The sequence below is a fragment of the Butyrivibrio sp. TB genome (assembly GCF_900110805.1).
Lineage (GTDB): Bacteria > Bacillota > Clostridia > Lachnospirales > Lachnospiraceae > Butyrivibrio > Butyrivibrio fibrisolvens_C.
This window is the reverse complement of the sequence record NZ_FOER01000005.1, coordinates 39,844-53,286: the sequence shown is the minus strand read 5'-3', so window position 1 is coordinate 53,286 and position 13,443 is coordinate 39,844. Positions and strand designations below refer to the sequence as shown.

At 38.2% G+C, this 13,443-nt stretch carries 7 protein-coding genes and 4 tRNA genes; 9 read left to right on the top strand and 2 right to left on the bottom strand.

Features of this window, described 5'->3' with window-relative positions:
• The first annotated feature begins 223 nt into the window (after positions 1-223).
• Positions 224-571 carry a DUF1858 domain-containing protein gene (locus tag BMX21_RS04570; RefSeq protein ID WP_022757232.1) on the top strand — a complete coding sequence of 116 codons (348 nt, stop codon included), beginning with the start codon at positions 224-226 and terminating at the stop codon, positions 569-571.
• A gap of 170 nt (positions 572-741) precedes the next feature.
• Here the strand turns inward: BMX21_RS04570 and BMX21_RS04565 are convergent, their stop codons facing one another.
• A complete protein-coding gene (locus tag BMX21_RS04565) occupies positions 742-3,477 on the bottom strand; it encodes an NYN domain-containing protein (protein WP_092041823.1) in 2,736 nt (911 codons plus the stop codon).
• Between the two features lie 228 nt (positions 3,478-3,705).
• Positions 3,706-3,779 (bottom strand) — tRNA-Pro (locus tag BMX21_RS04560).
• Positions 3,780-3,929: 150 nt separating this feature from the next.
• Here BMX21_RS04560 and BMX21_RS04555 point away from each other — a divergent pair.
• From BMX21_RS04555 to BMX21_RS04520, 8 genes are all read left to right on the top strand, one after another.
• Positions 3,930-4,730 (top strand): adaptor protein MecA, encoded by an 801-nt coding sequence (locus BMX21_RS04555; protein WP_022753642.1) that lies wholly within the window; start codon positions 3,930-3,932, stop codon positions 4,728-4,730.
• A 67-nt stretch (positions 4,731-4,797) separates the two neighbouring features.
• The gene (locus BMX21_RS04550; RefSeq protein WP_092041819.1) at positions 4,798-5,628 is read left to right on the top strand and encodes an arginase family protein; all 831 of its coding nucleotides are present in this window, start codon (positions 4,798-4,800) and stop codon (positions 5,626-5,628) included.
• Between the two features lie 147 nt (positions 5,629-5,775).
• A tRNA-Leu gene (locus BMX21_RS04545) sits at positions 5,776-5,860 on the top strand.
• Between the two features lie 269 nt (positions 5,861-6,129).
• Positions 6,130-6,212 (top strand) — tRNA-Leu (locus BMX21_RS04540).
• A 43-nt stretch (positions 6,213-6,255) separates the two neighbouring features.
• Positions 6,256-6,340, top strand: a tRNA-Leu gene (locus tag BMX21_RS04535).
• A gap of 530 nt (positions 6,341-6,870) precedes the next feature.
• Positions 6,871-7,515, top strand: a complete 645-nt coding sequence (locus tag BMX21_RS04530; RefSeq protein ID WP_092041817.1) for a hypothetical protein — start codon at positions 6,871-6,873, stop codon at positions 7,513-7,515.
• Positions 7,516-7,626: 111 nt separating this feature from the next.
• Entirely contained in the window at positions 7,627-8,241 is a 615-nt protein-coding gene (gene lepB, locus BMX21_RS04525; RefSeq protein ID WP_022757236.1) for a signal peptidase I, read from the top strand.
• A gap of 86 nt (positions 8,242-8,327) precedes the next feature.
• On the top strand, positions 8,328-13,301 hold the full coding sequence (locus tag BMX21_RS04520) for a Cna B-type domain-containing protein (RefSeq protein WP_092041815.1): 4,974 nt from the start codon (positions 8,328-8,330) through the stop codon (positions 13,299-13,301).
• Positions 13,302-13,443: the final 142 nt, after the last annotated feature.

Below are 13,443 nucleotides of genomic sequence, written 5' to 3'. Positions count from 1 at the left end.
TTTAGTTTTAGTATCCATACGATTGGTATACTGGTTCATTCATAATGAATTTTTAGAAAATAGAATGATAGTTAAGGATGGATACAATAATAGTACGCAATATAATTGCAGATGTTTATAGAAAATTAATATGATATAAGCCTTTTATATGCTTGCTTTATTATATTTCATAATGTAGAATTCAACTTGATGTAGTTATTGATTATACGGAGGCTTTATTAATATGAGTTTAAGAGATATTTTATTTGGTAGTGACGAGGAGCTTGCTAATGCTCCTGTTAATGAAGAAGCAGAGAAGGCCGGAGCAGAGGCAGCTGCCAAAGCTATGAGCGATGAATCTTCTGAAGATAAAAAGGAAGGTGCTGATCTTATTACAACAGATATGCTTGTAGGCGAGATCATAGCTAAGCATCCTTCTACAGCACAGTTCCTTATGGACTGCGGCATGGAATGTATTTTCTGTCCAGCATCTCAGATGGAATCTCTTGGAGAGGCATGTGCAGTACACGGAATCGATGGTGATGAGATCTGCGCAGCTCTTAATGAGAAACTTGAAGAGTATAAAGACTGATATATATGTTAAAGAAAGCATATTAAGTGATAAAATCCCCCTATACATGATATTTGATGAGTTTCGATATCGTAATACTCATCTGTATGTCATGTATGGGGGATTATTTGATTTGTATTCAGATAGAAAGTATATACATTTTTGAATCAAAGATTCAAAAATATATGAACTTATGAATCTGTACTATTAAGGTCTATATCTTTAAGGACATAGTTATGTAGCTTATTGTCTAGTGTCTCTATATGTTGCTGTCTTATCTGATCTTCTGTATTTTTTACCTCGTCCCAGAACTCTTTTGCAGGCATACGGATACCGCCTGCTCCTAATATGATAACCTGTTCGATTCCGTCAGAAGTTGCAACTGTAACTTTATAGTTTTTCGAAAGCTCATGTGAGGTTCTTTCTATATATTGGTCTGCGGTTTCTGCTTCTTTGGTATATATTACATCAAGGTTATGGTATTTAAGGACTTTTTCTGATCCTCCATGAACCTTGTAGGCATCGAATACTAGGATTATGTTCTCTCGTCTGTACCCTTGGAAATTAGATACTATATCCATAAGCTTGTCTCTTGCAGCATTTATATCTCTTTCTGCGAGAGATTTTAGATCGCTTGAAGCAAATAGTACGTTGTAACCGTCTATAAGAAGGTATTCTTTCTGACCATTTGCTTTTTTCTGGGCTTTGGCATCTCTTTTTTCATCATACTTGGGATCAGATATCCCTTTGGGCTTGTCATCAGGAACTCCGTAGGTGCGTGGCCTGTCATCGTCGTTATTGGTACGGCGGTCTTTAATTGGGCCGTAGGTCTTTTCGAAGATAGCCATGAGTTCATCCTGACCTGCCCTGTAATCACGCTCTTTCTCAGAAAAGGACCTGTTATCAACAACTGCCTCATTGGAAGTGCGAGCTTTGAATGCAGTAATGTTTTCAAGGTCATACTCCATAGCGATGTCGCTGGGAATAGGAGTATTGTCTCCTTCAGGCCTCCACCCTGTATCTACATGCATATATTTTCTGACATCATTCCATGGGATGACAGTGCCTACTCCGTGAGAACAGAAGACGGAGCTGCAAGGATTGTGGGTATCAAGCTCCGGATCGTAGTTGCTTTTGGCTATGACTTCTTCTGCGTTATGGCACGGGGCATAGCCTTTTAGTACGCAGGATATAGACCCTTCGCCGCTTGTGTAGCTTCTTACATCTTCTGCATAGTTCCCAAGGCATGCAGCGGGGATTGTACCTCTAAGGACAGTTTTGCCATTCTCTATCTCAGGTGAATTTACTGTGGCATTTCTTTGTGACAGATCAGTCATGGCTCGTCCTACATTTTCAGAAGGAACTATAAGTTCATATCTGTACACAGGCTCAAGTAGTACAGAGTTAGCCATCATAAGTCCTTGTCGTACAGCTCTGTAAGTCGCTTTTCTAAAGTCTCCGCCCTCAGTGTGTTTTAGATGAGCCTTGCCTGATATAAGAGTTATCTTCATATCTGTGATCTCGGAACCTGTGAGAACACCTTTGTGTTTTTTCTCCTCAAGATGGGTCAGGACGAGTCTTTGCCAGTTACGAGCCAGGATATCAGTAGGGCAGTTTGCTTCGAAACTAAGACCGGATCCAGGGGCAGAGGGCTCTAGCATTAGATGAACCTCTGCATAGTGTCTTAGAGGCTCGAAGTGACCTACGCCTTCGACTGTATTAGCAATAGTCTCTTTGTATATGATACGCCCCTGGCCGAAATCTATGCTCATTTTAAAGCGGTCCAACATGAGTCTTTTTATGATCTCCATCTGAACCTGTCCCATAACTCGTACGTATATATCGCCGTTTTCTTCAGTTCTTGATACGCTGAGCATAGGTTCTTCTTCCTGAAGGATGAGGAGGTTCTGCCAGACTTTGTAGGGATCTTCATCATCAGGCAGTAGAATCCTACAATTTAATATAGGTTCTAGCAGCTCTTCATGGTTTGATGCTTCAAAGCCAAGACCGTCGCCTGCTCTTGTGCCGGATAACCCTGCTATTGCGCAGATTGTCCCTGCCTCGGCACTTTGCACCTGTTCGTATTTACTTCCGGAGTACAGCCTTATCTGTGATATCTTTTCTTCTCCAAAAGTATCTCGTATTGATATACTTCCTCCTGTTATTTTGAGAAAAGATAATCTGGTTCCGTCACTGTCTCTGGAAATCTTATAGACTCTTGCTCCAAAATCATCTGGATATGAGGGGGTAGGGGTATATCTACACAGATTTTCAAGGAAAGCCCTGACGCCTTCACCTTTTAAAGCACTTCCATAGTAACAAGGAAATAGGAGCCTTTTGGATATCAGGTTTATTATGTCACTTTCCTTAATAGGGGTACCGTTAAGGTAGCTGCCTAGAAGGTTATCATCGCAGACTGCTATGCTTTCACATACCATAGGATCGTTAACTCCGGGAGTCATGTTTACAACGCTGTTTCCAAGACTTTGGCTTAGCAAGGCGGAGATTTCATCCATATCACTTCCCGGCTGATCCATCTTGTTTACAAAAATAAAAGTTGGAACATTATAATGCTCAAGCAATGACCAAAGTGTCCTTATATGAGCTCCTACACCATCAGCTGCGCTTATAACCAGAATTGCTGCATCCAGGACCTGAAGAGTTCTCTCTGTCTCGGGAGAGAAGTCAATATGCCCGGGAGTGTCCATTAAAGTGATCTTACGATCAAAAGCTTCCAGTCTTGCCTGCTTTGAGAAAATGGTGATTCCTCGTTCTTTTTCCAGATCAAAGGTGTCTAAAAAGGCGTCGCCATGATCAACTCGTCCGATAGATCTAACAGCACCTGCTTCATATAATAATGCTTCTGATAAAGTTGTCTTACCGGCATCAACATGTGCCAGTATTCCTATATTAAGTGAGGTGGACATATATCCTCCAAGAATATGCGTATTTGTAGTGAATATCGTAATTTAAATCATAGCATATGTGATGATCATATGCATTGCAATAACATGGATGGAACATAAAAAGATTCTAAAATATTACAAAGGTCATACAATAAGAGATATAAGTAAGGATTAGATGTGAATTCTGCTTTTGTTCAAAAAAAGAAATCGCACTGATGATCAAATCATCAATGCGATTTCTTATCATAGTCGGAGTGACAAGACTTGAACTTGCGACCTCTACTTCCCTAAAGTAGCGCGCTAGCCAACTGCGCTACACCCCGGCACAAGTGCTATTATATAACAGGGTTTTTGAAAAGGCAACACCTAATTTTAAAAAATTACAAATTTATTTTATAAAAGTTTTAGCACTCTCAGCTGGACAGTGCTAATTTTTGATATATAATATACTTAATTGAGAGGAGTGAGGCAGGATGGTAATTATAAAAATAAGTGAAAAGACTGTGCAGTGCAGTATTGCTGCTCAGGAACTTCATGAGATCGGACTTACACCTGAAGCTCTTTTACATGGAGAAGAAAAGAGTATTCCATTTATGACGCAGCTCAATCAGGAAGTTGGGCAGCAGCTGTCATATGATCCTGAGAATGAAGTTATGATGATGAGCAGGAATCTGATGGCTGATGGAAGTGTACGTATATATGCGGTTAAGATGGACAATGATGATATACAAAGTTCTGCAGACCGCCTTCGCAGTATTGCTCAGGGAATTCTGGATTATCTCACACAGGACAAGATAGATGCAGTCAAAGCTGAAAAAGGCAAGGATAAAAGTGATGCACTAAATAAACTTGTCGAAGGAATGAATAATATGGTAGGTCGTATGTATCTTGAAGAGAGCAAAGAAGGTCAGGAACTTATCAGTGCTCTTGAGAAGATACAGGAAGTTAATGTCATATCTAAGCCTGCGCTTGAATATCAGCGCTATATGGGCGAATTCGATAATCTTGATAAGGTGATAAGATTTTCAAAGATCGCATCGGCTATGCCGATAGTGGATTCTGCGCTCTATAAGGCGGATGACAGATACTATCTTATGATGGGACTTCAGACTGACAGCGAGGCTGTTGTATATGAACTTCGAAAAGCCGGTATCGAGTACGCAAGTGCTCTTAGCGTTAATTCACCGGAAGAACTGCATCTTGCTGAGACTGCAGAGTGCATTATAGCCAAAGATGCTATTTCTCATCTGGCTGAACTGGAAGCCGAGAGCTGACTATAATGAAGCTTTTTGTTAAGATGTAGTATCGCAGTATATATAACCAAGCATCAAGGATCTGATTATGAGTAAATTTGATGATGTAGCGATTTTTAATTTTACAGGTGTATATGAAAGCGAGGATTTCTATAGAAGTATAGATAATCCTCGCTTTATTGAATGCAAGGACATAAGCGGAACAGATTGCTTTTGCGACGATGATGGAGAGAGAACGATCAGAAATATCATCGAAGGTGAGAAAGTTCCTCTTCGAGGTATTCATTTTATAGATAATGGCAATTATCATTATATGTCACATATCTTTACTTCAATGATCGAAGAACCCTTTGATCTTATATATTTTGATAATCATCCTGATATGAAGCCTTCCATGTTTGGCGATATCCTTTCTTGCGGCAGCTGGGTCAAAAAAGTAATTGAAACTAACGTAAATGTCAGAAACGTCATAGCTGTCGGAATTAATAAAGAGCTATTTGATGAAATAGATGATGCCGTAAGAAAAAAAGTGACATTGGTGTCAATCTGCGATAGCGTATGCGGAATAGAAAATGATGTTCACAAAAGTCTTGACTATTACAATATTAACGTTGGAGATGGTACTAAAAACTTTGATAACACTATGAACAGAATTATGGACGGGTTATCGCATGACCTTCCTGTATATATTTCTGTTGACAAAGATGTATTGTCTCCGGATCAGTTAAAGACCAATTGGGACCAGGGAACTATGCTGGCAGATACTCTTTTAGAGATTATAAAACGACTCGTAGGGTCAAAAAAGGTATTGGGCATAGATATATGCGGCGAAGTAAGTATAGATACAGATTGTGACTATGACCTGGAAATTCAGAAGAACAACAGTTTTAACAAGAGGATTTTAACAGAGTTATCATGAAGACTGTATCTTCTATATAATAATGTTAATGCGCGATCGATAAAACGATTTTTTAGAAAAAATGCAAATAGGTGTTGACATTAAATGATCAAAAGGATATCATATAACAGTCGCGTGCAGCGAGTATGGCGACAAAATATAAGGTTTGCGGGAATGTCGGAATTGGCAGACGAGCAAGACTAAGGATCTTGTGACCGCTTAGGTCGTGAGGGTTCAAGTCCCTTTTCCCGCACGAAGAGCATCAGTCGGATGACTGGTGCTCTTTTGCGTTATCCATAAAATATAGTGATTACATAAAAGCAAAATCATATACATTTTTGAATCTTTGATTCAAAAATGTATATTTTCTGAAGGCTTGGATCTGAATTGTGTTTAGAATAAGTTTGGGTAAGTTTTTTGAAAAAAATAAAAATAAGTGTTGACATAAATCTCTCTAGAGGATAATATAATACATGTCGCGTGCAGAGCGCGAGGGACTACAGCGTAGTGCACATGCTATATGCAGGAATGGCGGAATGGCAGACGCGCATGGTTCAGGTCCATGTGATAGCAATATCATGAGGGTTCAAGTCCCTTTTCCTGCACTGCCTTACTTATAAGGCAAGCGATATAGTTAAATAAGGGTTTGCGGGAATGTCGGAATTGGCAGACGAGCAAGACTAAGGATCTTGTGACCGCTTAGGTCGTGAGGGTTCAAGTCCCTTTTCCCGCACTAAAGAGTATTGATTATAAATCGATGCTCTTTTTTGTTCATTATTGTAAGGTGCATTAAAAGCTTTACTTAATGAATTTTCGTTAATATCTACAATGAACTTTTTCTAAAGGCCAGGCGCTAAAAGCTTCTTTTTAAGCCTGTCTAAAACAAAATGACCGACTTCCATTTCAAAAAATCATGTTTTTATGATAGTAATTATTATAGAAACTTTCGAAGTGTGTGGTATAATTTAAAAAGCTTTATATTAGTACTTTTTACATGGCGTAGGATTAGTTTTTGCGAGAGAGTCTTTTTTAACATCAATATCGGAAACGCCACCGACATCAATGGTTTCCACAGCATAACGTTTTTATCAACAAAATAACGAAATTACGTATTTGATTTGTTTAATATCAATATTGCCAATATATAGAAACGATATTATGATAATCTATCAGTGAGCTTATATGTATTTACAAAAAACATCAAAAATGTGATGATTTTGTCTGTCTTATACGCTTTATAGCGTTTGAAACATGAGGTTGATTATGGCAGAACTGGATCTTAAGAAGCTAAGTAGAGCTCAGCTTCTCGAAATGATGCTTAAGTTCTCTGAAGAAGCTGAGGCTGCAGTTGCCCATGAAAAAGAACTTCAGGAACAGTTTAATAAGGAAAAAGAAGTTATCCTTCAACAGGCAGCAGATGAAAGAGAAGAAATGATGCATAAATTTGATGAAGAAAGAAATGAAATGCGTCAGAAGTTTGCAGAGCAGAAAGCACAGCAGCAGGCTAAATTCGATAAGGATATTGAAGGGCTTAAAGCAAGACTTGAGCGTGAGAAGGCTGCTATGAAAGATGAAGTTGATATGGCGCTTCATAAGATAAATAACTCGGGTACGCTTGCAGATGCAGCAGTGAGACTTGGCAATGTAATGGAATCTGCTCAAGAATCCGCTGATATGTATGTAGAACTTATCAAAAAACAGATAGAAGCTGAATATGAGGATCTTCAAAATGACATGAAAGCGGCCAGAAGTCGAATCGAACTTCAGGAGAAGAAGTCGAGTGACAAATGCAAGGTCATGGAAGAGGATACAAGACGAAAGTGCTCAGAGCTTTTAAGAAAAGCTGAGTATGTCTACAAACATCCTGAGCTTGTGGCAGGTTTAGTACAAAATAGTAATAAGGCTTGAGTTTTTGCTTAACTATTTTGAATATTGTAAATCTGGTAAATACAATAAGACATAAAAAGCTAATCTTATGTAACATACATGTTTTGATATATACAGGGATGGATTATATCGGTGAGTAGCAAAAATACTAATACTAAAGATAATGAACTTAAAAACATCAAGCCGACGACACAGCAGCTTAAAGATGCCCTTGATCACGAAATGCGCAAGCAGGAGTACAAAACTACATTTGCTAAAACAATAGGAATACTTGTGGCTGTTGCTGCGTTTTCTGTTCTTATTGCCAGCTTTTTTGTAAAAGTTCAAAAGATATCCGGAGAATCAATGTATCCGACGTTATCTACAGGGCAGATTGTAATAGCTTTTAAAACAGATACGTTTGAGCCGGGACAGTTAGTTGCTTTTTATTATAACAACAAAGTGTTGATCAAAAGGGTAATAGGGTCACCAGGTGACTGGATCAATATAGATAGTGAAGGCAATGTCACTGTAAATGGTGTGGTTTTGGATGAGCCATATCTTACAGAAAAGAGCCTTGAACCAACAGATATTGAATTTCCATACCAGGTGCCAGAGAGTAGATACTTTGTATTGGGGGATAACAGAAGTGTGTCTATAGATAGCCGTTCAGATGTAGTGGGATGCATCTCAAAAGAACAGCTAATCGGTCACGTTCTATTCAGAATTTATCCATTTGGCGAATTTGGAATTATTACTAATAACTGACTATTGACAGGATTTTATTAGTAGGGGTGTTTTTTGCACGCCAAAATACAGGCTTTATAGGGAAGTTAAGTTAAGAGGAAACAGGGATGCAGAAAAAAGGTGAAAATCGCATAAGAGAGTATTTGAGCAAAAGAAATCGCTATAAGAGATGGATTTCTATTGTTATAGTACTTGCGATGCTTGTAGGTCTTACAACAATATACTCATTAAATCAGGATGCTTCAGCTACAACACAGGATGGTGCTGATGAAGTTGGAATGATACTTGAAGGATCAGATGGCAATGGGGCTGATAATAGTGACCATCAGACTGAGACTATTGTTAATAATAGCGGCGAAGGTTCTGACACCGAATCTGTTTCTGACGAGCAGGAAGATGACGGATCATCAGATGATGCAAGGGCTGCTGATAATACAGATGAACAGAATACTTCTGATGAAGAATCTGATGAGCATGAATCAGATGAGTCAGCTATAGAAGCTTCTGAACTTACTGATCTTAACGATGATGAATCAGCAAGTGCAGCATCAGCTTATACATCATCAGATATTCAAAATGATGAAGATGATGAAGATGATGAAGATGATTATGTTCCGGTTAATATCGCTGTTTTGGTAGTTGATGAAGATGGTAATGCTCTTGGTGGTGACTATTTAGATATTGATATAGATGATATTTCTTTTGACTCAGATTCAGAAGTGAGTATTGATTCTTCTTTGTTTGGTAATGTTTCTATTACTAATGAAGATGGCAATACCACCTATTATGAATATGTAGCTAATTCTTTTGATGGAGAACAGATTCAATCCATTAGAAGGCAGGAATATAAAGCTGATGATGCGGATACGGATCCTAGCTCTGATCACTTAGAATCAGATTCTTCAGAAGGTAGCAGATATAACTACTACTATTCTAAAGATAATACTGACTGGATCAAGATAACATCTGATGCAGAACTTATTATTACATATAAGACCAAAGGAGTAGCTGTAGATGTAAGAGCATCTGTTGTAGATGAGTTTGGAGAAGAGATAGATTCTTCATTTACAGATATGGATCTTCCGGCTTTTACAGACGATGTACTTGTCCTTGATGATGTAGATAATGCACCTGTAGCTAAGGTTCGTAAGGTATTAAAAACATATAGCACATACAAAAAGTATAGTTCTGAATATGCATATGTACGTGCAACAATTGAAGGAAACATCGTCACAAGTATTAAAAGAACTCTTTTGGATGAAAATGACGGAGTATATACATATTCATATACTACAGATGGTGAATCGTATATAGATATAACCAAAGATACAGTTGTAAAGCTTGAATATGCTTCAGATGATTCTGATACATACAAGTTTACATATGACGATGATGATGTAGTAGTTACAGCCGTTTTACAAAATGCTAATGCTATTCCTGAAAATGCTGAGCTTCGTGCTACCAGGATCACAGAGGGAGAAGCCTTTGATGCATATATAGAAGCTCTTAATGCTGCTGATAAGGAGAGTTCAAAAGATTCTGATCAGCCTGAGGAAGGATCTGGCTTATCAGAAGGAACTGATGAATCAGAAGAATCAGTAAAGCATACACAAGACAATACTCTTCTTTATGATATTGCTTTCATAGTATCTGAGAAGGATGATGAAGGCAATGAAACCGAAGTTGAATATGAGCCTACAGAAGGATCTGTAAAGATCACAATAGAGTTTAAAAATAAGCAGCTTTCAGATATAGGCGTTTCTTCTCAGGAAGATGTAGAAATATCACATATGATCCTTTCTGAGGAGGTTAAGGATACTGCAGCTACTACATTAGAAGCTTCTCAATCAGCCACTTCATCTGACATTACTATAGAAGAGATAACAGCCAGTGCGGTAGAAGCAGGTAGTGATGCCTTGTCCAATGAAAAGATTGAGTTTTTGGCAGAAAGCTTTTCTGTATATGCTTTATCTTTTAATAACAGCATTCTTTATTATTACAACTACCAGTATGTGGATGACTTTGACTATCAGAAATCGTTCAATGCTGCATATGATTATGGTGTTGTAGCCAATACATATTCCTGGTCAGGCGATACAGAAACCAACGTAATGGCAGGATATGTTAAGACGACAGGCAAGGATGTCGGTGCATCAGTTAATTATAGTAATGCAGGTGGCAATAACTACTTTGGTGATTTTGAAGACAATATTACTACAGTTAACTTCCACACAGCTCCTGCTAACATCTATCTTGGAAGCGGAGCGACATCCAAATATAACAACGGATGGATCAATTTTACTAATGTTAATGGAACAAATATTGTTAAGAACTCCGGAATCAGTGTTCCTACTATCATAAACAGTATTGATGATTATTATGCTAAGTATGAAGGAATAGGCGGAGCATTCGAAGCAAGCTACAGAGACTGGGGCGGAACAACAATTGATCTTCGAGGCGTCCCTAATGGAACATATGTTCTTACTTATACAGGCAATAATATTCATATAGATGATGAGAAATTAAATATATACCTAAATGAAGGACAGCACCTTATTCTTAACTGTACATCTTCAGATCTTACTATAGGTACATATTACCTTAATGGCCAAGTTACATCTGAATATGTTGGAAATACCAACAAATCATATGACTGGCTTACAACTGCAGTTATATTTAACGTTGTGAATGCCAGAAATGTAACTATAACCAATACCTGCGGTACATTTATAGCTCCTGATTCAGATGTTGTGACAGGTGGTGTTAACGCCGGAGTTGTAGTTTCGAACTGTATCACTTCCTGTAATGAGTGGCATTATCACAATCATGATCTTCCGTCTGTTGAAGATTTCGGATACCTTCGTATCCATAAGATGGTAGTTAATGATTTTGGTTCTGATTTTGTAAGAGATAAGACCAAAACTGCTCTGTTAAAACAAGTCACATTCAGAATAACCAATACAGCAGATAGTTCATATATAGTATTTACCGGATTTGTAACGGGTCAGAAGGAATTGACCTACAAATCTGATGGTAGAACTATAGCAGGTAGAGCGGTTGAATATGACAGATACGGCAATCTTACAGGAAGAAGCTATGATGTAACTTATAATAACAGCGCCCAGTGGACTGTTTCTAAACTTCCTGTAGGAACTTATGTTGTAGATGAAGTAGCTGACGGACTTACACTTGGTTACAACGCTGTAGGCAATTATTATTATGCGATTACTGATTCCGGACTTAGCAGAGTTACAAAATATGCTGTAACAACTGATGCTAATGAAGGCTTAAATTATTACGGAACAGGCGGAGAGAACCTGAGAAAGGTATTTTCGGTAGATGTCAGCGGTGGCAACCAGGACAATCTGTCAAATGTAGGACAGACTGTCAGTGTAAGTAGCTGCTATTCAAAAACTCAGACTGTTCAGGTATGTAACTATTATTCAACACCTGTAGCTCCTTTGGAAGTTACTAAGAACTTTAATGGCGGTACATGGGAAGATGACATGACCTTCTCATTTAAGCTTGAAGGAATAAGTGCTACTGATACTGTTCTTTCTGATGGAACTTCGGTATCCGGCGTAGCGGTTCCTATGCCCAAGGCAGATACTGTTACAGGTGATGGTATATCAGCAGTATTAAATGATGACAATACATATACTTTGTCTATAAACAGTAGTGCAAAACATACGAACAAAGATGGTTCATATACTGCCAAGGCATCTTTTGGAAGTATCAGCTATGTATATGAAGGAACATATACATATAAGATCACTGAAGAGATGACTGATGCTAACGGAGTTATATATGATACCAGTGTGTATTATGCAACAGTAGTAGTATCCAAGCAGTATACAACTTTCCCAAAGACGTATTCTACCTGGGTCAACTATCCGGATGGTAAAAAAGCAGGCGCTTTTAGTAGCGGTGACAATGATAATGTATCTTTAACCAAAACGGAGGACTTCTTCTATCTAGGAGCTGATGTTGTTTATACAGATGAATCAGGACAAAAAGTTGCAGCAAGCTCTGTAAGACTTAATTCAGGACTTAACACAGCTGATCCTGTCAGCAACCCTTACATTACCACTTATGACTCTTCATATAACCAAAATGGAGTGGTATTTGTAAACAGCTATGCAGCCATCAAGGTTGTTAAGAGCGCTGCAGTAGAAGGAACTATAGCAAACGGAACAGAATTTTCTTTCCGCGTATATGATTCTGAAGGAAAAGCTTTAAAGGTTTATGGTTACAGCGTAGATGCCGGTGGCAATGTAACAAAATATGAAAAGACCAAGGATCGTAACATCGTTCAGGTTGGCGGTTATGTAGTTATCACAGGATATAAATCTGGTGAAGATGCTAATGGAGGCGAGATCATTTCTAATCTTGTCCCGGGAAGCTCATATACTATCGTTGAGCTAAACTCAAACAAAGGAGAGAAGATAGATGGAGCGCCTTTAGGTTATAAAGTAAGCTATTTTGTTATGACACCGGAAAACATGACACCTGTAGAAGGCAATACAGTAGCTTTTACAAGCGGCCTTTCTACTGTGAATATTGTTAATGATAAGCTTGCTCAGCTTACAGTCAAAAAGACCTGGCTGTCATCATCTGGCGAAGATGATTCAAAGAGCCATACTTATCTTGATCTTAGTCTGTACAGAAAGACTCAGGATGAAAATGAATGGACTTTTGTACAAACGCTGCAGCTGACCAGTGCAAATGAATGGAGTTATACATTTAAGGATCTACCTGCTTTTGATGCAAGCGGCAATGCTTATCTTTACAGAGTGGCTGAAGATGATGCATACAATTCACTCTACAGCATTACATATTCTTATGTTGATGGTAATGGCAATACGACAACTGTAGAGGGAAGCCCTGAATATGCAATGAATATTAACGGCAGCACCTATGATTATGGTCAGCTGACCATTACCAATAAGTCGCTTGTTAATAACACACTTCCTTCTACAGGAGGTATCGGAACAATTATATTCAGGATCATAGGTGGACTTTTAGTACTTGCAGCAATTGTATTCTTTATTTTGAAAAGAACTAAAAAGAGCAGATCATAATAAAGAATTTTGAAATACAATGCGATGCAATAGAATCATAGCATTTACGCGAAAATACAAATATTATCATAAATATGAGTATTTGTAAGATGGTCAAAATGCTACACTATGGCATAATATCGTGCCAAAAGGCACGATTTAT

Excerpts from the sequence above, each read along its gene's own strand:
- BMX21_RS04570 (WP_022757232.1), top strand. The coding sequence starts at position 224 with ATGAGTTTAAGAGATATTTTATTTGGTAGTGACGAGGAGCTTGCTAAT.
- BMX21_RS04565 (WP_092041823.1), bottom strand. The coding sequence starts at position 3,477 with ATGTCCACCTCACTTAATATAGGAATACTGGCACATGTTGATGCCGGT.
- BMX21_RS04555 (WP_022753642.1), top strand. The coding sequence starts at position 3,930 with ATGGTAATTATAAAAATAAGTGAAAAGACTGTGCAGTGCAGTATTGCT.
- BMX21_RS04550 (WP_092041819.1), top strand. The coding sequence starts at position 4,798 with ATGAGTAAATTTGATGATGTAGCGATTTTTAATTTTACAGGTGTATAT.
- BMX21_RS04530 (WP_092041817.1), top strand. The coding sequence starts at position 6,871 with ATGGCAGAACTGGATCTTAAGAAGCTAAGTAGAGCTCAGCTTCTCGAA.
- BMX21_RS04520 (WP_092041815.1), top strand. The coding sequence starts at position 8,328 with ATGCAGAAAAAAGGTGAAAATCGCATAAGAGAGTATTTGAGCAAAAGA.